Origin of the sequence: Paenibacillus sp. NRS-1760 (assembly GCF_050467785.1) — a bacterium.
Classification (GTDB): domain Bacteria; phylum Bacillota; class Bacilli; order Paenibacillales; family Paenibacillaceae; genus Pristimantibacillus.
The window spans coordinates 399236-422849 of sequence record NZ_JBITPK010000005.1; the positions used below are offsets into that span (position 1 = coordinate 399236).

19 protein-coding genes and 2 pseudogenes are annotated in these 23614 nt (G+C 41.5%); 3 read left to right on the forward strand and 18 right to left on the reverse strand.

What is annotated here, in order from left to right; translation table 11 throughout:
- Positions 1 to 14 precede the first annotated feature (14 nt).
- The 7 genes from ACIFSR_RS02290 to ACIFSR_RS02320 all read right to left on the reverse strand — a co-directional run bounded on the left by ACIFSR_RS02290 (position 15) and on the right by ACIFSR_RS02320 (position 8491).
- Entirely contained in the window at positions 15 to 980 is a 966-nt protein-coding gene (locus ACIFSR_RS02290) for an ABC transporter permease (protein ID WP_430054603.1), read from the reverse strand.
- 459 nt (positions 981 to 1439) lie between these two features.
- A complete protein-coding gene (locus tag ACIFSR_RS02295) occupies positions 1440 to 1988 on the reverse strand; it encodes an RNA 2'-phosphotransferase (RefSeq protein WP_339203887.1) in 549 nt (182 codons plus the stop codon).
- 32 nt (positions 1989 to 2020) lie between these two features.
- Positions 2021 to 3112, reverse strand: coding sequence for an NAD(P)H-dependent flavin oxidoreductase (locus tag ACIFSR_RS02300; RefSeq protein WP_339203888.1), 1092 nt, complete (start codon positions 3110 to 3112; stop codon positions 2021 to 2023).
- Between the two features lie 159 nt (positions 3113 to 3271).
- Positions 3272 to 3901, reverse strand: coding sequence for a hypothetical protein (locus ACIFSR_RS02305; RefSeq protein ID WP_339203889.1), 630 nt, complete (start codon positions 3899 to 3901; stop codon positions 3272 to 3274).
- Between the two features lie 173 nt (positions 3902 to 4074).
- Positions 4075 to 5115, reverse strand: a complete 1041-nt coding sequence (locus ACIFSR_RS02310) for a serine hydrolase domain-containing protein (RefSeq protein WP_430054608.1) — start codon at positions 5113 to 5115, stop codon at positions 4075 to 4077.
- Positions 5115 to 7403 (reverse strand): excinuclease ABC subunit UvrA, encoded by a 2289-nt coding sequence (locus tag ACIFSR_RS02315; protein WP_430054610.1) that lies wholly within the window; start codon positions 7401 to 7403, stop codon positions 5115 to 5117. Before ACIFSR_RS02315 ends, ACIFSR_RS02310 begins: the two co-directional genes overlap by 1 nt.
- 152 nt (positions 7404 to 7555) lie before the next feature.
- Positions 7556 to 8491 (reverse strand): AraC family transcriptional regulator, encoded by a 936-nt coding sequence (locus tag ACIFSR_RS02320; RefSeq protein WP_339203892.1) that lies wholly within the window; start codon positions 8489 to 8491, stop codon positions 7556 to 7558.
- 178 nt (positions 8492 to 8669) lie between these two features.
- Here ACIFSR_RS02320 and ACIFSR_RS02325 point away from each other — a divergent pair, with 178 nt between their 5' ends.
- On the forward strand, positions 8670 to 9314 hold the full coding sequence (locus ACIFSR_RS02325; RefSeq protein WP_339203893.1) for a phosphatase PAP2 family protein: 645 nt from the start codon (positions 8670 to 8672) through the stop codon (positions 9312 to 9314).
- A gap of 187 nt (positions 9315 to 9501) precedes the next feature.
- Here ACIFSR_RS02325 and ACIFSR_RS02330 read toward each other — a convergent pair whose 3' ends face one another.
- The 6 genes from ACIFSR_RS02330 to ACIFSR_RS02355 form a co-directional block, all read right to left on the reverse strand.
- On the reverse strand, positions 9502 to 11901 hold the full coding sequence (locus ACIFSR_RS02330) for a hypothetical protein (protein ID WP_430054613.1): 2400 nt from the start codon (positions 11899 to 11901) through the stop codon (positions 9502 to 9504).
- A 75-nt stretch (positions 11902 to 11976) separates the two neighbouring features.
- A complete protein-coding gene (locus tag ACIFSR_RS02335) occupies positions 11977 to 13584 on the reverse strand; it encodes an extracellular solute-binding protein (protein WP_339203895.1) in 1608 nt (535 codons plus the stop codon).
- A 45-nt stretch (positions 13585 to 13629) separates the two neighbouring features.
- Positions 13630 to 14526, reverse strand: coding sequence for a carbohydrate ABC transporter permease (locus ACIFSR_RS02340; RefSeq protein WP_339203896.1), 897 nt, complete (start codon positions 14524 to 14526; stop codon positions 13630 to 13632).
- A gap of 30 nt (positions 14527 to 14556) precedes the next feature.
- Positions 14557 to 15507, reverse strand: coding sequence for an ABC transporter permease (locus ACIFSR_RS02345; protein ID WP_339203897.1), 951 nt, complete (start codon positions 15505 to 15507; stop codon positions 14557 to 14559).
- 171 nt (positions 15508 to 15678) lie between these two features.
- Positions 15679 to 17391, reverse strand: coding sequence for a sensor histidine kinase (locus ACIFSR_RS02350; RefSeq protein ID WP_430054617.1), 1713 nt, complete (start codon positions 17389 to 17391; stop codon positions 15679 to 15681).
- Positions 17392 to 17394: 3 nt separating this feature from the next.
- Positions 17395 to 18948, reverse strand: coding sequence for a response regulator transcription factor (locus tag ACIFSR_RS02355; protein ID WP_430054620.1), 1554 nt, complete (start codon positions 18946 to 18948; stop codon positions 17395 to 17397).
- Between the two features lie 122 nt (positions 18949 to 19070).
- Between ACIFSR_RS02355 and ACIFSR_RS02360 the strand changes: the two are divergent.
- Positions 19071 to 19282, forward strand: a pseudogene (locus ACIFSR_RS02360) (IS3 family transposase); the annotation flags it as partial.
- 260 nt (positions 19283 to 19542) lie between these two features.
- Here ACIFSR_RS02360 and ACIFSR_RS02365 read toward each other — a convergent pair.
- A pseudogene (locus tag ACIFSR_RS02365) lies at positions 19543 to 20284 on the reverse strand (MFS transporter); the annotation flags it as partial.
- 90 nt (positions 20285 to 20374) lie between these two features.
- The gene (locus ACIFSR_RS02370; protein ID WP_339203902.1) at positions 20375 to 20509 is read right to left on the reverse strand and encodes a hypothetical protein; all 135 of its coding nucleotides are present in this window, start codon (positions 20507 to 20509) and stop codon (positions 20375 to 20377) included.
- 135 nt (positions 20510 to 20644) lie between these two features.
- Here ACIFSR_RS02370 and ACIFSR_RS02375 point away from each other — a divergent pair, with 135 nt between their 5' ends.
- Positions 20645 to 21916 (forward strand): helix-turn-helix domain-containing protein, encoded by a 1272-nt coding sequence (locus tag ACIFSR_RS02375; protein ID WP_430054623.1) that lies wholly within the window; start codon positions 20645 to 20647, stop codon positions 21914 to 21916.
- 419 nt (positions 21917 to 22335) lie between these two features.
- On the opposite strand, the gene ACIFSR_RS02380 is transcribed toward ACIFSR_RS02375, so the two are convergent.
- The 3 genes from ACIFSR_RS02380 to ACIFSR_RS02390 form a co-directional block, all read right to left on the reverse strand.
- Entirely contained in the window at positions 22336 to 22665 is a 330-nt protein-coding gene (locus ACIFSR_RS02380; protein ID WP_430054625.1) for a hypothetical protein, read from the reverse strand.
- 15 nt (positions 22666 to 22680) lie between these two features.
- Entirely contained in the window at positions 22681 to 23034 is a 354-nt protein-coding gene (locus ACIFSR_RS02385; RefSeq protein WP_430054626.1) for a pentapeptide repeat-containing protein, read from the reverse strand.
- Between the two features lie 126 nt (positions 23035 to 23160).
- Positions 23161 to 23614: DnaA N-terminal domain-containing protein (locus ACIFSR_RS02390; RefSeq protein ID WP_430054629.1), on the reverse strand; the 454-nt coding region annotated here is incomplete at its 5' end.

Sequence of the window (23614 nt, forward strand, 5' to 3'; positions counted from 1 at the left end):
TACTCCACCCCGATCTAAAACAATGAATGGTCATCGTTATATTTTTTTACTGCCCAGTTGCATGCAACAACGGTAATAAATCCGCATACCGATTGATAGAGTCCCACAGCAGCCGGCATGCTGATGTCGCCTACCGATTTAACTGCTCTGAACACATAAGTATCGATAACGTCCGTCGTTGCGAAGAGCAGCCCGTTATCGCCAACGATGGAATAGATAGTTTGAAAATCACCGTAAAACATTTTACCCACCGACAATAACGTAAGAATAATAATCGTTGGTACTAATAACGGCAGCGTAATGTAACGGACCTTTTGCCATCTTCCTGCGCCGTCCAGAGCCGCAGCCTCATAAAGCTCATCGTCGATCCCAACGATCGTAGCTAAATACATAACCACCGCATACCCCGTATTTTTCCAAATAAATACACCGACCAGAATAGAAACCCAGTACTGCGCGTTAGAATACCAATCAATCGTTGAAAGGTGCCATGTGTCCAACAGCTGATTCGCAATGCCGTATTTGGTACTGAAGACCAAATAAACGAAGTTCCCAACAACGATTGCGGAGAAGAAATACGGCAAGAACATAAGGCTTTGGTACAGCCTCTTGAGCAGACCATTTCTTAATTCATTTAGCAATAAGGCAAAAGCTATGGAGAACAGCGTACCGAAAACAATGTAATTGGCATTAATAAACAGCGTGTTAAATGTGGTTCTCCATGCGTATTCTCCATGAAAGAAAAACTTGAAGTTATTGAGCCCTACCCACTTGCTCCCAAACATACCCTCAAGAAAATTGTAATCTTTAAAGGCAATGACTAAGCCCGGAAGCGGCATATAGCTGAAAACTAAGAAAAACAATATTCCCGGCAGCGCCATCATGTAATACCAGCCATTTTTCCACAGCTCATAAAACAAACCTCTTTTTGATTTACGCACCTGATAATCCTTACTTGTAATTAGTGATACCTGACTCAAATAATTTCTCCCTTCTGCCTGCGGCTTGTTTGTAAGCGTTTTATATTTACAATGCGATCATAGGGTTTGGAACCCCTTTTTGAAAATATCTCATTCCACAGAAAGGTTAATTTTTTTATGATTTGGGGCTTCATTTTTTTATGAAGATATAAATTTATTATGTTTCTTCCGAAAAAATCGAAATAAGGAAGAGAAATTTACAGATGGATTGTAATATAAAGTGCGACACCTACGAATGCACAAAAAAGCCCATGATCGGATTTGTGTAAAATGGAGGTTTTCACACCACCATAATTACAGAAAAATCCAACATGAGCTACTCTCATAATAACGTCATTTCTATGATGCTAAGCGATGATATTGAATTTAATAAAAGGAACGAGGAAAAAAGAGCCGTTTCCAAAAAAATGGTGTGTAAATTGGGTGAAAGTTGGTTCAGTTTTGCTTTGAATTCATTGTTTACAGCTTCACAAAGATACAGGAAGGCGGTATAAAATCAGAAAGCCAAACGCCATTATTAGCTAAATAAAAGCTGACGCCAAGAGATAATGCAAGCTCGGTGTTAACATGAAGAATGACGAGTTCTCCTCGCCTTTTTCCTGCAAGTGTTGCAAAATCAAGCGATTCCGAAAGATGAACATATTGTCTTCCCATTGGCTTTAAACCTTCAGCTAAAATAATATTCGAAACCTTAGTGTTCGTACCATGAAACAAGAGGGCAGGGGGCTTCGCCTCTTTATAAGTTATTCTTTCAACGCTGTGCCCATAGTTTGCACGAATAAAGGCACCGACAATTTCATATCGCTGCTTCTTACAATGGCGAACGACCTGCTCAATATCACTATTTTGAATGCTGCTCCATCTTGCTTCATTCCGAATGGAGGAAACGAAATCATCCAGTTTACAAAATCCCTCTTGGTCTAAAGTAATGCCAAAAGCATCAGGTGAATGTCTTAAAATTTTACTCATGAACTTACTTAGAGATTCTTCTTGTTTTTCCGTTAACATTTTGTTGTCCCTCCTTTTTTCGGAAATTCATGTTATTGGGACTTGCCCGTCTCACAAATGGAAAGTGCTTGCCGAATCGTCTCCGCAACAATATCCTCCGCAGTTTGGCCAGAAGTAAGCATCCTCGTTCCTTGACCAGCCCATAGGGACATATATTCTGAATTGTTTTGGCTGCTTGCAGCGTTTCTTATATCACGAGTCACGGTGTTTTGCGTAGGAAACGGAAGGGGCTCGATCCCGTTCTCTTCCCATTGCTTAACAAATGAATTACGTATGCCTCTAGCTGGTCGACCCGAGAAAGCTTTCGTAATAACCGTGCTCTCCTCTGTACTTTTCAGCAGAGCCTGCTTATAAACCTCATGCGCACCAGATTCAATCGCTGTAAGAAATCGCGTCCCCATCTGGACTCCCTGTGCTCCTAAAATAAGTGACGCTACTAAACCTCGTCCATCCATAATGCCGCCCGCAGCAATGACTGGAATGCTCACACGATCTACAATTTGCGGTATCAAAGCAAATGTTCCAATATTTGCACCCAGCTGATGTTCGGTTATATCAAACGTTCCTCGATGTCCGCCCGCTTCGCTGCCTTGGGCAACTATCGCATCGCAGCCTGCTTGCTCCGCCAGAAGCGCTTCGTTCACCGTAGTTACCATCGCTACAACAAGAAGATTAGCCTCTTTAGCTTGCCGCAAGAAAGGCTCCGGAAGAATACCGAATGCTGTGCTGATTACAGGAACCTTCTCTTCGAGCAAAACAGCCATTTGTTGGTCAAAACGATCGGGAGTCGTCACATGTTCCGCACTCGCATGAGAAATTCCAAGCACATTCCGCATAAGGTTTAACTCTCGCTGAACTTCTCCAATTCGAGTATTGTGATCCGAAGTTTGCGTCGCAAACAGATTAACTGCAAAAGGCTTATCTGTCAGCTTGCGGATTTCATTAATCGCTTCTCGAATGGCAGCCGGCTCCATATATGCAGCACCAAGCTTTCCTAGACCACCTGCATTCGATACTGCTGCTACCAACTTTGCAGTTGATGGCCCGCCAGCCATTCCAGCTAAAAAAAGCGGATAACGAATATTAAACCGTTGGCAAAGCTCAGTATGTAGATTTATATTCATGTTTTCTTCTCCAATTTGTTATGATTTTTGAATCATTAGCATCAACCCATTTATTATTCTTATTCTCTTAAATTGTACACTTTTTATGATCTTTGATCGATTTTATCATATAAAAAAAACGCAGCCTAATCAGGCTGCGTTAAATCCTATCCTCGTTATTTATTCTAAGCCATGCTCATTCCGAATGTCATACAATCCTTGAATTAGCAGCTCCCCTGGATCCCGATTCAACTGCAAATGTGTTAGCAATAGATGCAAAGAAACAGCACATACGTTATTTCCATCTATGATTTCTGGAAAACCCACTTCAAAAATCGGACCGTGGTCTTCCTTCCAAGCCAGCCCCGCATGTACCTGTTCCGGAGCAAACTCTTCTGTTACAGCTTTTATACATTGCGGTACGAGTACTTTGTCTATGATCTCTTTAGCCTCATCTTCATTCGTAGCCGGTTTAGGAAGAGGCTTGCCACCTTCTGTCTCCATAAGATCGACGAAAAAAGAAGCCAACCATACGGCTGGATCATTATCCGATTGGAATCTAGCGATTAACTCGCGCAGAAAAAATCCGCACGAATACACACTGCCCGATTCATCCTTCACGTTAAATACAAAAACCGGGCCGTAATCTACGAAATTTGATACCTGTGCTTCAACCTCGTTAAAGTGCATTTTTAACGCTACAAGTCCATTATGGTGAACAGCCTTTATAAGCTCAGCCCATTTCTCCTCGGACATCGCAGCTTCCTTATTATTTACTTCCTCGTTGGTTGTCTCATTATTCGTTGTCATAGTCTCACCTGTCTCCTATCCTACTATCATCTCTTAAAGCAGGCTATATTTAGCTATCTCGTAGGGTAACTCTTCTTCAATACGATTATGGAATACCACAAATGCTACATCTAATATTATAGGCATGTGTCAATCAGACTAGCAAACACTATACGATAGCAAATAGAGGATATTCAACGGATTATTACAGAGGGAATGATGCAATTTTTAATCAGAGGCCATATATCACGAGGTTTGCTGACGATTTTGGAAGCTATGGTTACTATCAAATCTTTGGCCGGAATGCAAACAATAGCATTGCCTCCATCACCCATTGCCATATATGCAAAATACCCATCCTCTTCCTGCAGCCACCACAAATAACCGTATTTGTTCGCATTCATTGCGATCGACTCATCATGCCATGTTTTGGAGACGATCTGTTTATCCTCCCAAATACCGTCATTTAAATATAGAAATCCAAAACGCGCCATGTCTCTGAGCGTTAAACAAAGCCCCCAACCCCCTGTCGAATTTCCGTTAGGGTCATGAATCCATCCTTTTAGGTTTTTCCCAAATACATCTTCGAGACCAAATGATTTCATTTGGCGATCAGCAATGATTTTCATCCCAATTGGCCCAAACAACTGCTCATTTGCAAACTCACGAGCGCTTTTACCTGTCGTGCGTGTCAATATAACCGACAGCAGATGTGCACCCGCAGTACAATACTGAAACTCGCCCATTCGCCCTTTTTGTCCTAATAGGTCAAGCGTATATTGGGTCCAATTCTTTTGCCTCCGCAGTCTGTCCAGCGGCTCCCTCACTTCCCCTCCTGGTTTCCATGTAAAAGGAAATGGCGCCGTCATCGTGAGAAGCTGCCGGATCGTTACCGCCCGCTTCTGAATGTCGCTAGCATCGGAAACATATTCGGGAAAGAAATCCAGTATCTTTTCGTCTACACTTTTGATAAATCCTTTGTCAATAGCGATGCCGATGAGGGCAGATGTCACGCTTTTCGTTACCGAAGCTACATGATGGGTATCACTAGCGATAAAGCTGTTTTCATACTTTTCAAAGGCGATATAACCCTTATGCACAACAACAATACCATTTAGATTGCTATATTGGGTTTTAATTAAATGGTTAAGTTCGGAGAACTTCTCTGTGTCCAAGCCGAGAGCTGCTGGCTCCCTCGTCCGCCACTCTGTTGTTGGCCAGTAATCTCTTTGCATTATAGATACCTCCCGGTTAAGGACTTTGGATTTCCTTTCAGCACATCGGGTGAACCTTCTGCAATAATATAACCTCCTTCTGGGCCGCCACCTGGTCCAAGTTCTATCATCCAGTCGCAGGAAGTGAGAACAGCCGGGTTATGCTCAACAACGATTACAGAATTCCCATTTGCTATAAGCTGGTCTAACAATTCGATGAGCTTTGCGGTATCATACAGACTAAGACCAGTAGTAGGCTCATCCAGTATATACAGGGTATTCCCTTTCCGCCTTCGGCCAATCACTTTAGCGAGTTTAATTCTTTGCGCTTCACCGCCACTTAAAGTGGGAGTGGGCTGGCCCAGTTTTAAGTATCCGAGCCCCATTCGATCCATTACTTTCAAAGCTGTCACAATCACCTTGTTGTCTTCAAAGAAAACAACCGCTTCCGAGACGCTCAGTTCAAGAATGTCATAAATATTTTTACCTTTGTATTCGACCGATAACGTGTCATGGTTAAACCTTTTCCCATAGCATGCTGTGCATGGTTTTTCTATTTTCAAATTGCCGCCCAGCCAGATTGCCGTATGTCCACTGCCGCAGCATTCCGAACAAGCCCCTTTCGAGTTGAATGAGAAGTGGCCTGAAAATAATTTCCGCTTCACGGCTGCCGGCTGTTTGGCAAACAGGCTGCGAATTTTATCCCAAATGCCTATATAAGATGCAGGATTGGAGCTCGAGCTCCTGCCTATAGGTGCCTGTGATATTTCGGCATAGCCACAAATATGCTCCAAGCCCTCCAGCCTATCCGCAACCATTTGAGTCATCATGGCTTCTACCTCATTGCCCATTTCGGTTTCTTCGTTGCCATCCTGCTTATTACGAAAATGGTTTTTCAGAAGAGGAAGCAGTGTATTTGAAATCAGCGAGCTTTTACCGCTTCCCGACATACCTGCAATCCCGACCATTACACCTAAAGGAATAGCTGCTGTCACATTCTTGAGGTTGTTCGTTTTGGCATGTCGAATGGTCAGACAAGGTACTGTTTCAATACACGGATGTTTAGTTCTGGATGGCATGGGCATTTTGCCTGAAAGATATTGGCCAGTGATAGACTCCTTGCACTCGAGCAATCCTTCTAAATCACCCTCATAAATAACCTCTCCACCTTCAATACCCGCCATGGGTCCTATGTCAATAATGTGCTCAGCTATTTTGATTGCATTACTATGGTGCTCTACAACAATCACCGTGTTGCCCAGGTCTTTGAGTTCTTGTATAAATTTTAAAACATCCAATTTTTCAGACTCATGCAGTCCTGCAGTAGGTTCGTCGAGAACATAGATCATTGAATCCATTTTTGCATCCAAATGTGAATGAAGAAATAATCGCTGTATTTCACCACCACTCAAAGTTGGCATTTCTCTGTAAAGGGACAAATGGCCGAGGCGTGCTTTAATCAAATTATTCGTTTTAAGCAATATTTCTTGCAGCAAGTTTTTCCCCATCATCGTGAACGTGTTTTGCTGGGACAAATCTTCAAGTAATTCATTCACTTCTGAGATTGTCATCCGCCCAAGTTGACCGATATGCTTGCCATTTAACAGCACCGCTCTTGCTTCTTCACCCACTCTAAATCCATGGCACTCGGAACATACAATATTAGCATACACACCATTTAACGGTTCTCCTCTATGAAGGCGAGTATGAAATATGTTCGTTAAACAGGCGCTGCGTTTTTCAGAATTGCCGTTTGCATAATGCCCATAGATGATTTCTCCCCTTACTTCTTCTGGCAGCTGTAAGAAAGGAATAGCTAAATATGAATGGAACTTCCTTTGAAATAATCGCAAATAACCAGGAGTTAAGCCGACTCCATCAAGAACCTGCTCCAAAGTCATACGGCTATCTGAAACAAGTTTTTCCATGTCAACTTCAAAATACGATCCTCGCCCAGAGCACTTGATACACATTCCATTTGGAGAAAGGTTGGAAAAATAACTTGGCGACAATCGCTCCTCGCTATTTCCGCATTCTAAGCAGAATAGGTTGTCATTCACAGCTGTTCCGCAGTTGGAGCAAAGGATTGACCCTTCTCCAGCATAGAGCAGTGCCAGCCTATTCATAATATTGGTCTTTGAGCCTACGGTTGAGCGCGTGTTGCTTTGACAGATCGTATTTTGCTGCACGGCTATGGCTGGGCTTAAGCCTTGTATACTGTCGAATTTGTCTTCATTATCAAGCCCAGCAACAATACCTAAGGATTGCAAGTATTGCTTGCGTCCTTCCTCAAAAATAATATCAAACACAAGGCTGGATTTGCCTGATCCGCTGACGCCAGTTGCTGCCACCAGCTTGTTTTTTGGAATTGAAATGTCGATGTTCTTGAGGTTATGCATTCGTGCCCCTTTTATCGTTATGGTTTTCTGCTCCATTTCATCGCCCCTTATTCTAGATTTGACTATGCAAGAGGTCCTACCGGCAAATAAATATCTACGAAATGTTTTGTTTGTGGGTTTGGGTCTGGTTCGCTGACATATACTTCAAAACTTGAAGTGTCACGAGGAAGATAACCGCTTTGGGGCAGCCATTCGCCGCATAAATAGTCCCAAGCCTCACTATACTCATTTTGGTATATTTCAAAATGACCTACAGCGTATTTGCCGGAAGGTATAATCATGATTCCGACATCACTATCCCCTTTTTCGATGACCTTCGCAGCACTGCTTGGGATTGTCACACAAAGGCTGGTTCTTCTATGATGATCCTCTGTAATTTCCGGATGATCATGATAGATCGTCAACACTTTTATGCTGCTCGAATCGATGAGGTTCCATTTGCTTAAATAAGCGAACAGCTGTCGCATGAGTGATTGAAAAACAAGTTTTAATTGTTCATAGCTGCCAAGATGTCTCACATAGGCAACATTCATGTCGCCAATCGTCTCAATGGTTACCTTTCCTTTTACCTTATTTTCATCATCCTTTTTTGTCATTTTCAGCATACTTTCATGATAAGGAGATATTTTTATCAAGTCTTTGCAATTCTTGCGATGTTGATTTCTATAATAGCTCGGGCTTACACCATAATAATTTTTAAACGCCCGTGAAAAAATCGCAGTATCCGTAAAACCAAATTGATAAGCGATAGCCGTAACTGTCCTATCTGGCCGATGAATGAGAAAATTTAATGCTTTCTCCAGCTTCACTCGATTTACGTATTGCAGCAATGATTCATTCACGATCCCTTTAAAAATTTTATGAAAGTGATACTTTGAAAACCCGGCAATGGAAGCAAGCTCATCTAGTGAAAGAGAATCACATACATTTGCTTCTATATAATCCTGCACTTTATGAATGCGACGCAAATACTCTTTTTTACTTTGAGAAATTGTCATATATGATCCCTCCGCACCTTCAGGAGCAACATTACTCCATTACAGAATACAGAATAACATATGTTAAAATATGTTTTTCCAAAAACGAATTAAATAATGTATTACATTTGTGTATTGTTCTGGCATCAGATGAAGTTTAGAATGAATAAAACTTCAAGAGAAGCGAGTGAGGACTAAAATGAGAATGTGGATTGAAAAATGGAAACACCTTTTAGGCATTCTTTCCATTCCTCTTCAGGGGTTTATTTATATGGGGATTGCCAGCAATGTTGGACCAGACATTATTTTGGATTATTTTTGGATAGATACGTTAATTCCTTTTGTAAAATGGTTTATCTTCCCTTATATAAGCTGGATGCCCGTTTTATATCTTAGCTTTTTGTATCTGGCTATTAAACATCGCAGTATTTATTGGCGTACTCTATTGATCTATAATATTTCCGTCATGGCGTGCAATGTTGTTTTCTGGTTTTTTGCTACCCTTGTACCTCGGCCCGATGTTGATGGCGCTGACTTGGCAAGCAGGCTTGTTAATTTTATTTACGAGTCTGACGCACCCTTTAACTGTTTTCCAAGTGTCCACTGCTTAACGAGTTATTTGCTATTCATAACTTTGAAACGTGAATTAGTTGTCAAACTGTCTGTTAGAGTCTTTATGTACATTTTGTTGTGGCTTATTATCATTTCAACTGTCTTCACCAAGCAGCATGCACTCATTGATGTATTTGGGGGAATTCTCTTCGCTGAAGTGACATACCAGATTGTCCATTATATCTCATCTCGAAATCAGCGGCGTGACAAGCTGGCTACTACAAGTATGTAGTAATGGACTTATGATCATTACAAAGGGCTGGAAAGTCGAGGTAACAAAAGGGAGGACCATCCCAGAAATCGGAATTGGGTTTAACTGGAAAAATTACATAATGGGGAGTAGGTTTCCTGCAAACTTGCTTCCTCCAAAGAAGACCGTTCCCCTATTATGCATAGGAAAACGGCCGCCGCTTAATTTACTATTTTACTACTTCTTCCCGTTCTCCCCAAGTCGTCACTCTGACGCTAACTAGAGGCTTCGGATCGCCTTCGAATTTACAACTGAATGATAGCGGCTGTCCACCCGTTCTTACGATTGGCGCATCGGCGGAAGCATGAATGGTTCTTAGCAGATTCCAGTTCTGATCATAAACTTTACCGATTCTGTCACCTTCACAAACGAGATATTGGTTCACGAAAACTTCTGTATCAAACGTCATATAAACACCATTCGTATAAAAAGTTGGACGTTTAATCGAAGCATCATCGTTACCATATGAAGGAATGACACGCAGCGTAAATTTTAGCGGTTGATCCGCATAACGGTTGAAATACGTCCAATCTGCTCCCCCTGGCTGGCCTGGCTGCAGCTCCGCCGGGTTGCATACGAGCGGTTTTGAGATATGGACAGGGTATAAATTCCACTTCCCTTCACTTGAGGCTTCCAAATGCCAGTCGCTTTTCGGATCCTTCAACCGTTCCCGTTGTTCGGATGTGAAGGCGCCGACTTGTCTTGCTGTCTCCCACTCGCGCACGGATGTAAATACCGACTCGATGTTACCGTTTCGACCAAGCACCTGCATATCGGCAACTAAAGCAAAACCAGCGTTGAAACCTGCCGCTTTCGATAATACCCACTCTATTTCATCAGGTGACGTCGCTTCGAACTGATCGGAAGCAGAACGAACAAGAAACCATCCAAGCATTGACGGAATGAAGTTACGGGCAAAATACCGCTGGTTGGTAAGCCGCCATTCAAGCTGCCCTTCACGTGTTGCAGCACCCCAAGGCTCGCCCCAATTGAACCTTGTGAATACATGCCACAAATAGTTCGGAACGACAATGCTAGCATCGTTAATAACTTCTTCTCCCCAGCCGTCATAACACATTTTCACAAAACGATTCACTCCGTACCCGTCATGACCTGTTGCATAGCAGCCTTCCAAACCATCAAATGATATTTGCTTCAAGCCTGTTTTCATAAATAGATCGTTGATGCGAACGCAATATTCGTCCTGCAGCTCAATGTTCGGGAAAAATACATCGTAAGGGTGATCCCATAGTCGACCTATAAGCGTACCACTTTCATGCGTCGCGATGGTTGTTCCATTTGCTCCACGCTTAACGCCTGTAATCTTCCACGGCGCGCTTTCTGTAACTCCATCATATTCGATTTGTTCACTTCCGATTTGTGCTGTATGCCGGAACAAATGTAGTTGAAACGGCGCGGGATCATCAATCTCGATACAATCTGCTTCTAAGTCGACCATTGCAACTAATCGCGACATACCTGCCATTTGCAGCCTTTCATCCGGCACTGGCGTTACATAGGAATCATTTAATGTCGTAAAGTTGGATAGTGTATGCACGCCGACATGAACACCCTCACCTTCTGCCATTGCCACAGAAGACTTTAAACCCTCATCCCCATTCGGGAAGCTTTTTGGCTTCAGAGCGAAATGTCCCCAATTGATGAAAGGATCGGGATGATACACGTATTTGAGACCAGCCATTTTCGTAAAACGTACGGCTTCGGACATTGTAGATTCAGAGAAATCTGTAATCAGGTAGGATTGGTTTGCCATAGGCGATATTTTACCCCAGACCCCTTCGATCATAGGATGAGGCAGCCCTTCTCCAATCTCAATCGCTTCAATCGTCTCAAGCACATGCTGTAACTCACAACCGAACAAAGCAATACTTGTTCCAACGATTGATGCGTCGTCCCCACTTATGGGCGCTACTTGAACAAGCGGTAAGTTCCATGCCGGACGACGAAAGCTCTTCAACCGATTTCTAGCAAATGCCTGCAGCAGGCTTCCTTCGCTTGTCGGCCATGCTGCGCAAACATCATACTCGAATTTACTATCGGATATTTGCTGACTGTCAGGATCCGGCTTTACGTTCCCGTTGTCCGAATAACTTTGCTGCACATTTTCCAATCGATCAAGCTCGATCGGCCACCCCCCAACAGTCTTGATATTCAATGCCTGAAGGCCGATTGCGAATTGTCCATTATGAACGACACCAACCGATTCACCGATTGAACCGGCAACCGTTGTCATATACGGTCCCCATATGACACCATCCACATCGGCGCCTTCAATACGCTGAATCTCAAATGTCGCATACTGCGATTTTTCTACTATTAATACATCGACCACAGCACCGCTATCTGCAAATTCAAATGTTATTAGCCCCAGTACCGCATTCAAGGATGCCTGCGAAGGCACTTCCATTCGACCATCGATGACAATGCGTATAAGCACAGTAGTTTGCGAAGTTGATGCATACGCGTGATCCCTACTATCGTTCATAGCTGTGATTTGACCTTTTTCGTTCAACTGCAATTTTAAGGCTCCAGCGTTTATGGTATACATAGTTCTCTTATCTCCCTGCTGCATAATTTTTCATTTAAGCGCATCCTTAGATCGATACCTAGCTTTTCAAAATAATTATGATTTTAAATTGTCGTCATATACTTGTTGCGCTTCGTTTAACACATCATCGCCGCCCATCTTTTTCCATTCAGCTACAAAACTATCGAATTCGCTCAGCGGTTTGCGACCCGTAATAAAATCTATAAAATTTTGCAGTGTATACTGTTTCAACTTATCTTGCGTTTCATTGTAGATGGGCTTGTTGAATGGTGCTAGAATATCAATATTTCTCGTTCCCTTGGCACGTGTATCCTTCGCAAGCTGACGCAGACTTTCTTCAGATGTATATGACGTTTGAAATTCGTAGTCATTGAACGAGCCTGCCATCGAGTAACCGCCAAGCCCTATTTTTTTGCGTTCTTTCTCGTCTGTATATGGAGCGATGAATTCAACCGTTCCTTTGTCGCTCTTATTCCAATGGACACCTTTCTCTCCAAAGTTCATTTTTTCATAAATTTCCGGATCAAATTGGCTAGCTTCGAAAATTTGCATGTATTTAATCAGTTTATCCTGGTCTTTTTCTAAATGCTTACCGAACATAACACCCGATGCAAAGGCTGGGTTGTACTGTGATATGCCGTATTTCCCATCGGGTCCCTTAATTCCGCCTTCAATTGCAAAATTAAAGCCCGGGTACTTCTTAGCCAGCTTGTCATACCACTGTTCCCCACCAAGGAATGCGTTGCCCGGCAAGAACGCCCACCAATAATATTCAATCGCTCCTATTTTGTCCGTAAGCACTTTGTCTTCAACATTATTACCTTTATTAACGACAAATTCGGGATCAATCAATTCATTTTTATACCAACGATTCAGAACTTCAAGCGCTTGCTTCGCGCCTGGTTCAATTTCTCCGCGGACGATTACTCCATCTTTCTCACGGAATATATTAGGATAAGCATCATATGCGCCAAACACGGAGCTGAAAATAGATTCGATATTTTCACCTGCTGCAGTGATGCCATACGTATCTTTTTTACCATTACCGTCAGGATCCTCGTTCCGGAATTTCGTCAATGCAGCTTCCATCTCATCAAGCGTTTCCGGTGTTTTTGTTATGCCTACTTTTTTCAACCAATCTTCACGAAAACCAAGCTGTATACCATCGATACCAATATCCCAGATGACCGGTAATCCATAGATTTTCCCATCTCTTCTTATATACTTAAATGGATCTTCCCCAAGGTAACGTTTGAGCCATTCCGTATATTTCGGCATATTTTGTTCAATTAATTGTTGCGGAATTTCAGCGGCAACATCCTGTTGGAGAAATTTATCGTAATCCGTAAACGATGGCTCTTTCCACCAATCTGGAATTTCACCAGAGGATATAAGAAGGTTCAGTTTTTCTTTCATCGCTTCCCTGGTTGATGCAATACTTTCCAAATCGACGTTGTACTTCTCTTTCAGTGCATTTAATCCGACAGAGTCTGTCGTTTGATTCTCATCTAAATTCCAAAACATCAATTTCATTTTTTTATTCGTCGCTTCTCCACCGACTGCCGATTGTTTATTCCCATTATCAGTCTGATTACCCGAGGAATCATTTTTGCCGCATCCCGCCATGATCGACATCAGCATGACTGTGGATAGCCCTCCTAGCAATATACGCTTTTTCATCATTTCAACCAGCCCTCTCTGTTTATGAAATATTATCTATTAGGGGGGTTACCCTTTAATAGCACCAATCATAACGCCTTTGACAAAATACTTCTGGATAAATGGATATACGACCAGCATTGGAATGATCGAGAACATGACAACCGTGGCTTGCAGCTGTCTTCCCGAAAACTCTGTTGTTTTACCGATATTTTGAATGACGCTGTTAATATCCGCCATGTTGTTCTGGATAATAATTTTGCGTAAAACAATCTGCAGTACTTGCTTATTAGGATCTGAAATGTAGATCATGCTGTCAAACCATGCATTCCAGTGGCCCACACCTACCCATAATGCAATCGTAGCCAGCACTGGCTTCGATAATGGAATGACGATCTGAGTAAATATCCGCAAGTAACCTGCACCATCCACACGTGCCGATTCTTCCAGTTCTTCCGGAATCGAACGAAAAAAATTTCGCATAATCAACACGTTAAACGCACCAATCATACCTGGAATAACAAGAGACCAAATCGTATCAAGCATATTCAGCTCCTTAATAAGCAGATACGAAGGAATCGTCCCCCCAGCAAACAACATCGTGAACAAAATCATGCTTGTAAACGATCGGTTGAAGGGAAGGTCTTTTTTTGCTAATGGATAGGCGGTTATGGCTGTGAAAAATATAGATAATATAACACCCAGCGCGGTTCGAATAATCGTATTCCAGTATCCCGTCCATAGCGCATCGAACTTAAAGGCCAGCTTGTAGCTCTCGAATGTGAGCTGTGTCGGCAACCATATGAAGCCTGATGAATAGGCAGCACTATCTGCTCCTGCGCCATCTAAAGAAATCACGACCTGCGTCCAAAAGGGATACAATGTGATAAAGATAATACCTGCCAGAATGAGATACAAAAAGACGTCGACTATTTTGTCTGCCGCTGATTTTTTTATGTTAATCATCGTTCTCGCTCCCTCGTCTAATTAAGAAAATTACCATATGGCATGCTCCTTGCCGCCGATCCATTTCACTATCTTATTTACGATAACGATCAGGATCAAAGCAACCACGGATTTGAACAATCCAACGGCCGTCGCGTAGCTATAGTTCATCTCAATTAAACCTTTACGATACACATAAGTATCGATTATGTCTGAAACGTTATACACTTTGACATTATACATATTGAATATTTGATCAAAACCCGCATCCAAAATACCGGACATTGATAGAATAAGCATAATGGCTATAACGGGCGCAAGCATCGGTATAGATATATAAACCATCCGTTTAAACCGACCAGCTCCGTCGAGTACAGCCGCTTCGTACAACTGCGGATCGATACTCGAAATGGCTGCGAAATAGATAATTGAACCCCAACCGAAGCCTTGAAAAATACTCGTCGCCACAAGTATAGTGCGGAAGTAGCGATCATCTGCCAAGAATAACATCGGATCGCCGCCTAATAGTTTTACAATGCCATTGATAGGACCGTCCAAGGAAAACAACGTAAAGAATATCCCAGCCATGACAACCCATGATATAAAATGAGGTAAATAGGATACAGTCTGAGCTAACCTCTTGAATTTCATATTTGAAATCTCACTCAATAACAATGCAAAAATAATGGGTACCGGGAAACCAAACACCAGCTTGCTTAAACTGATAATTAGTGTATTTTTCAACACAGTGTAGAAATACGTGTCGTTCATGATCTTTTCGAAATGATGAAGTCCAGCCCATGGACTTCCGATGATGCCCTGTGTAATTTTAAAATCTTTGAATGCCAACAATACGCCGTACATGGGGAGATAATGAAATAAAATGTAATAGACAACTGCCGGAATCATCATAATCAGCAGCACACGGTATTGTTTATATTTTTTTATCTTCTCCCTCCTCAGCACCTGTTTCGTGCTAATTGCCCTAATCGTATCGCTCATTGCTTTATTTCCTCCTTTTTGTAAGCGGTTCCATTGTGCTAAAGAGAATATAACATAGGAAACTTATTTAATAATTATCAAATATTTTAGAAATGATGCAGTTTATTACGGAGTTAAAAAAACCCGTCCGGCTAGCCGGCGGGCAAAGTTGAATTTGGGAGATTAAGTTGTTTATACTGTGGAACTATACAAGCTTTGTGGAATAACGATAGTCATAACTGTACCATAGCCAAGTCGACTTTGGATGGAGATGCCGTATTTAGTGCCGAACCGCAGTTGCAGACGCTCGTTGACATTTCTGAGGCCATATCCTGTCGATTGCATCGTAAGTATCGTATCGATCGTCTCCTTCTCCATACCTGGACCGTTGTCTTCAATCGCGAAATTGATCGTCCCTTTATCAAGCCAGGCACTAACATACAGTAGACCCTTTCCATTATTTTTCTGTTTGATACCATGCTTGATCGCATTTTCTGCGAGCGGTTGAAGAATTAAATTTATTGTTGAATACTCGTTAACCTCCTCATCAATTTTATAAACCACATCGAAGCTATAATCACCCATAACCTGAATAATCTCAATATAGGATTTGATATTTTCCAATTCGTTACGCACAGTAATAATATTGTTGCCTTGATTAAGAGCCGTTCGATAAAATTTCGACATCGATGTAACGATATGACTAATTTCCGGCGCATCGTTTTTGAGCGCCTTCCAATTGATGAATGAGAGCGTATTGTATAGGAAGTGAGGATTGATTTGCGATTGCAGCGCTTTCAGCTCTGCCTCTTTCTGAATGATTTTACTTCGATAAGTTTCATCGATCTGTTCATTAAGTCGATTAAGCATCTTGCCGAATCGATTAGTCAGTTCGCCGATTTCATCCCTGGCCTCACTTTGAACCTGTAAATCCAACTCCCCCCATTCGACCCGCTTCATTATCGCATTGAGTGAGAATATCCGTTTGATAAATGTTTTGGAAAAGATCGAAATAATGATCAGCAAGCTGACAATACAAGCAAGGATCACGATTAGCGTCGCATTAATGATTGAACCTGCGTTATGGGACACAAGTGCTGCGGGTACGAAACAATAGACCGTCCAATTAGCCTGCACGATCTTCTTCTTGACAAGAAACATTTCCGTTTGACCGATGCGTACCGTCCCCTCATTCATTTTCGTCATTTCTTTGAAGTCAAAGGCAATCAACTTTGCACTTTGATTCGCATATATGATCCGGTTATTGCCATCAGAGATAATGACAGCATACTCCTGATCTAGATCGGTAATGTTTTTGAAGAAACTATTCTCATTAATTCGCATATAGACCATATTCGTATTAGCCTCTTTTAGAGTTTTTGGGAATTTATGAATGACAAACAGTTCGTTATCCTCATATTTCCATAGCGGTTCTATCCCCTTCATAGCTTCGTTGTACCATGGCTTCTCATTAACCCGTTTATATGAGACTACTGAATCGCCGAATTCTGGAACAGTGCTTTGCGTGTAAAAGGTAATTTTCTCAATGTCCTTGTCAAGGTTCATCATCATGATAAAATACGGATCCAAGAAATCTTTCAAATCCCGTGAAAGATTGACTAAGTCGATATAATCGTTGGCTACAATTTTCTGAAACATCTTAGTGAATACGATCGACCGAATCGCATGATTGTAGCGTTCAACCGAATTGTCAATACTCTGAGTAACGGTATTCACATTCTTATCAATCCCTTGCAATGCCTGCAATTTGAGCATGTCCTTTGATTGATTGTAGGCGTATATGCCAAGCACCATAATAGGAATGATAATAACGATTAAATAAGAAAGAAATAGTTTTTGATTAAACCGTAAACGATTGAACAAACCATAGATCAGCCGTTTCATCGTTTATGCCTCTTCTCTGTATTTGGAAGGCGTTCGGCCAAAATGATTTTTGAATAACGAGCTGAAGTAGGAGAAGTTGTTATAACCAACATCCTGGCCGATATCGATAATTTTACGATTGGTTGTTATAAGCAGTTCCTTTGCCTTTTCCATTCGGTGCACGGTCATGAACTTATTAAGACTTATCCCTTTCTGTTTCTTGAATAAATGGCTCAAATAACTAGGAGATAAATAAACCCGCTCCGACAATAATTCCAATGACAAGTCAGTCTGATATTCGTTCTCGATTATTCGGACGACTTCATCGATCGCTTTGGAGGTCGCTTCCAAATTCGTTTCGCAGAAAGACTCGTTTTCCTTTAGAATACTCAGTACTACTTTACGCAAATCGCTCAGCTTTACCGTTTTATAGATGTCCTCCAAACTATGCTTGAATCTATCGTTATTCTTTTTTATAGAGGCATTGAATGCAGCTTTGACAATTTCGGTGCACACATATTTTACATAGATAACCGTTAAATGCTCACTGTTTTGTAGAGCATCAAACAGTTGCTCGACATACAGTTGCGCGATATCATATCGGTTGTGCTGAATATTTTGCGTCAATTGCGTTAACACATCATTTACTGCTGCTGTCATATCGCCCTGAGCAAATGATGTGCGGTTTGCCAGCATCACCGTACCCTCATCGAAAAAGAACTTGTTTTCCAGCATCGTTTCCATTTCATGAAATTGTTTGTGGAGCTGCTTCACATCATCCATCAATCCGCTGATCACAACACAAATATCATTATCGTACATATCCTGGAATATCCGGATCAATTGCTGGCCAAGCTCCGTTATAGCTTCCAGCGACTCGTCGGGGGCTGTTTCCAAGAACAGCAACGCTTGAAACTCATTCAAATGAATAAAATCGACGTTGCGATGAATGAGTTCGCCCAACTGCTCTTCGATATCGAGATCAAGCCGATCGAAAAAACGTTTACGAGAATCCAGCATCAGCATCCGCATGTAAGGATACTTATCGAACCTGCCGGTAGGCACCTTCAGATCTCGTTTGTCATCCGTCTCCTCTGCCTTGCTGAGTATAATATCGGTAAGCTGCTTCTGCTTTTCGTATCTGACTTCCTTCAAATAGGCAGCTTCGAGCCTTTCCTGCTGAACCTTCAATTTCAACGCTTCCTCGCAAAGCTGGATGATCTCGGTCATATTTTTAATAAATTCGCTAACCTGCACAGGTTTTAATATATAATGGATTGCCTTCAGATCGATTGCCTTCTGTGCATACTCGAACTCACCATAGGCACTCATAAACATCGTTTTGATAGGCTTACCTAGTTCACGAACCTTCTCTGCTAGCTGCAATCCGTCCATCCCGTTCATACGGATATCGGTGAGCAAGATGTCAATATCATGGCTTTCGATATACAAGAGAGCGCTTTCACCACTGTCAGCTTCAAAGATCTCCAAATGCAGACCGTATTTATCAACGAGAAACCTAACGCCGTCCCGTTCGAACTTGTCATCATCAACAACAAGCATTTTTAACAAGTACATCACCACATTTCGCCAGAAATATTTTCAATGGGAGTTTACCACTAACTTAAGCTATTCATATACCAATACAGTACTATACTTTCCAGTTCATTAACAAACACATCTTTACCAACCAGATACCCGACAAAGGTAACTGGTACGATAACACCTTTTCCAGTGCATCTTTGGCACAATGAAATCTGAATTTCTTTATATAAATGAATTTGAAAGTAATGAACATTTTAATTATGAACTATCAAAATATATCGATTATTACAATAACAAGCGTATTAAGACAAAATTAAAAGGAATGAGTCCGGTACTGTACCGGACTCATTCCCAGAATATCGCCTAATAAAATAACCTGTCTAACTTTATGGGGTCACTTCAATACCTCTACTCAGCTTATTAATTATCATTTCATTCCTTAATGCTTAATCCTAAAGAATTATGCAAAAACAATAATGCTAATGCATTCCTAGCTTCACATGATTAAAGAGTCAGCCTCCGAATAAAGCCAAACAAGCTGACGCCGTTAAAATACCGGAGCCAGCTTTCAGCACATTGCGTTTTTCAATTATATTTTAGCTGTGGCCTTGCCCCCTCCCTGCCTATTTATATGTTTTTAGCTGCTTCTAACTCTTTTACAGTTTGCGGGAATTGCTTATCTAATTTATAGAAGTAGAGAATAACGGCCATGAGCGCACTAATGATAATCGGCAAATAGATGTACATGAACAAGATTGAGGAACGAGCGGATTCGCTAATATGCTCCTGACCACCAACATAACCTCCAAATGCGAGCATACAACCGACTATAGCGGCGCTAAGCCCGCTGCCTGCCTTTGAGCCGAAGCTTCCAGCGCTGTAAACTAAACCTTCTGTTCGCATGCCTGTTTTCCATTCTCCATAATCTACGGTGTCTGCAAGCATCGCGAACATCGTTGCAGCTAATGGAACGCCGCCAAGTGATTTGATCACCGACGCGATGATTACGATTTTAATGCTAGTTGGATCAATAACCGTAATCGCGGCTCGGGACCGTATTTTGGACTACTGCTGGCTTAACTCTCTCTTTCGTCGTGCGGAAAGTAATCAAAAACAACACCGCTGCAATCGCACCATAAATAGTAAACGTCATCATCCATCCCTGTTTGCCGCCGCCGAATGCATTTACGATGGGAACCGTCATGGTCGAGACGAGCACTGCGCCAAAGATAGCCATTAACATACGGAATATGTTAAGCAAAGATCGCTCATAAGGATTTTGTGTAATCAATGAGTTCAACACACCATAAGGAACGTTCGCTCCTGAATAAATAATGTTGAGAATGAGATAGGTCACGTAAGCGTAAATATCTCCAACGCCATACCCAAGCTTCTCCGAAAATGAAAGTTTAGTCTGTTCCATAGTAGCAACCTCGATTGTCTGATTATTTTTGTCCGTTTAGTTGGAGAAGAAGCTGTTCGACCATTTCATCTGAAAAAGCACCTTTAAATGCCAAGCATCCAAGCCAGAGTACATATCTGCTTTTTCTTCCAATGTCGTTTGTACAACCATTTTCTTTAGGTCACGATTCATACTGAATCCCCCATAAATAAACTCACAAACTGTAAAGCGTTTTCATTTTTTACTCCACACTCATTATAGATGATCAAAAAATCGGAAATATGGTATGATTATTTGAATAAAAGTAAATTTATTTGGAGGCATTAGATGGAATTTAATCCTTCCTTTTTAGCTAAATTACTTCATGAGAGCTTGCAGCTGCCCGTTTATTGGTTGAGTGCGGATGATCCAAGCGGGCAGGAATATTTTGAATCCAACGCTCCTATCCCATTTTCCGCCTTACAAAATACTGAATACTTCCAGCAATTAATAAAACGAACCTGGGATAAAACTTTTCCCGTTATACAGACAACGGAGTTTGAGGAATTTTTTATCGTGCAGCCCGTTTATTCGAATTTGAAGCGAGCAGGAACCATCATTATTGGTCCCTCAATTGACTATGTTCCTTCCGAGGAAACCGTTCGAAATCTCATGAATGATAATAATATTCCTAGAAGACTCCATCCAGCTTGGGATGAATATTTGCGCAGTCTCCCTCTTGTTTCCAAGCAGAGATTATTTCACATTGGCATCATGACACATTGGATTGTCAATCAAGAGGAGTTAGCATTAACGGATGTTCTTGAGTATAATTTCCGGTTGGGCCAACGGTTTTTGTCAGAGGAAGCTATCGAGTTATCGATGTCTAATATGAAGGAATTTTCTAATCTTCACACGAGCCGGGAATTTGAACAGATATTATTACGGCATATTAAGAACGGTGATAAAGCTGCACTTAAGAATCTATTCGTAATGGGTGTAATTGGGGAGGCAGGCACACTATCCAAACGAAGCCATTTGAGAAGCCGCAAAAATATTGCCATCTGCGCAATTGCTGTAGCCATTCGAGCGGGTATGGAGGGCGGGCTGTATACTGAGCTGGCATATCGCTTAAGCGATACTTACATTCAGCATATTGAGGATTTAACGGATGTTCGCTCGGTTGAAACCGCGATGATAAACGCCTTCTTAGATATTACGGATCGCGTTAGCGAAAATCGGAAAGGCACCGTTTCTAAGCCAATCGCGAAATGCCGCGAATACATTTTTAATCATTTATATGATGTGATTTCTATCTCTGATCTGGCTGAGCTGACTGGACTTAATGGTACCTATTTATCCACCCTTTTCAAAAAAGAAACAGGACTCACGATCGGTCATTTCATCCATCAGGAGAAAATAGAAGAAGCTAAGAAGCTGCTCGATTTCACAAGTGAATCGGTCTCAACCATCGCTACTCGTTTGAACTATTATGACCAGACTCACTTTATTAAATCGTTTAAAAAACATGCCGATATCACACCTAAGCAGTATCGTGATCGAAAACGGAATGGAGATAAAAAGCCCATAAAAATATCCCCTCCAAGTTCGCTCTCTTGAGCGACCGTTTAAAGGGGAAGTGCGCGGGCTGCGCAGTCAGTCCGGGTGAATGGATCAGTTGGAGCCATTGCAGCTATACAAAGAGAACTGCTCTACGTTATTGAGTTTACGATAGGGCAAGAGAAAATCACCGAGGTTGATTTAATTTCGATCCTCTCTCGAACGGCTGCTAACCTTAATGGTCAAAAGCAATTTGCCCCTCTTCACTGCCAGCAACACATTTCGTTCCCAAAACTCAGCTGGCGGTAGAAAATAAAGCATTAGACTGGGTGTCTTTATTCCACGCTGATTCTCAATTGTAATATCGTCAGACTTCATACAATAAGTTTTAGACTGACCTCAGAAATTGAAACAGCGACAGCCAAGGACAAAAAATAAAGTCCTAGACTATCGCTGTTTCATTGAACTAACGTTCCTCGTTAGCCTAATCTTCTTTTCAGAAACTTACCGTCAAAATCAAAAACAACAGGTGCTCCTTTTACTTTTGGAGTCCACCCTTGATCAAGCGACTGACAAATAAAATATTCAACATCTCTAGGTCTAATGATTTTAATATTTAGATGTTCTGTATTAGGGAAGTTTACCCAAGCACTGTCGATATCTGATTCAACGTAAACTTCAAGCCGCATTCCTCTAGTGATTTCATGTTCAGCTATCAAGATTATATATCCGCTTCCTGAGGAGATAGTCCATATGTAATTGTCATCTCTGACTGATATTCTTTTGGAACTCTTTTTGTTTATTGTCATTCGTTTCTCCCTTAATTAAAGTATCATTTCAGCAAGATGTGACTCTGTAAGCACTATGGAATGAATGGTGTTGTCTTTAAAAGTCATTCCATCTACCTTTGCTCCCGAGAAATCTGTACCATCTAGTGAGTTACCAACTAACACTGCATTGTTAAAAATACAATTAGTAAAAATACATGCTTTTAGATTTGAATTGATAAACCTCGAGTTTTGAAAATTCGAACCAGCAAAATTCACCGAGAATAGGCACTCCTCAAAGTTGAGATTTGATAAATCAACTTCAGTTAAAACACCACAAAGTCTTGAGAATGACCCTTGTCCCTGTTGAATCATTTCCAAAAATTCAACCGCTGTAACTTCGCTGTTCATCCCCATACCCCCGTAACCTATTTGATGACTATGTTTCTACACTGCTACCACGCAGACCTGCCCGTTGGCGTAACGACGAAGGGCTGGCACGCGGCAGCCCTTTTAGTTTTCAACTATCGTTTCCCGTTAGCTTAACCATAAACTCGCTCTACCTGGAATTAGACTTGATTCAAAATTAGTCGAAGAATTATCCATTGACCGAAACTCGATTTTAAAGTCGGATTCACCAGTAATTTCTTCGAGAATTTGCATAATGAAACTGGAGTATCTTTGGTATAACCATTCCGTAGTAAAGTTGTTCGGACTGTAAATTAAATATGTACTTTCCACGTACTCTGCCTTCGTACTCTTAAACCATGTATTGAAGCTTGGAATTGAAATTTCGCTTTGTATTTTGTCCAATGCTTTTGTCCAGACATCAAGTTGTTCCGATACTTCTATTTTAGTATTCATAACTTCATGAATTACTGGCTTCCCATATACCCTTTCACTTAGAAGAAGTTCTTCAACAGACTTGCTGAAGACCTGTCCTAGTTTTAGCAGAACTTCGATATCAGGCAAACATTCGCCTTGTTCCCAC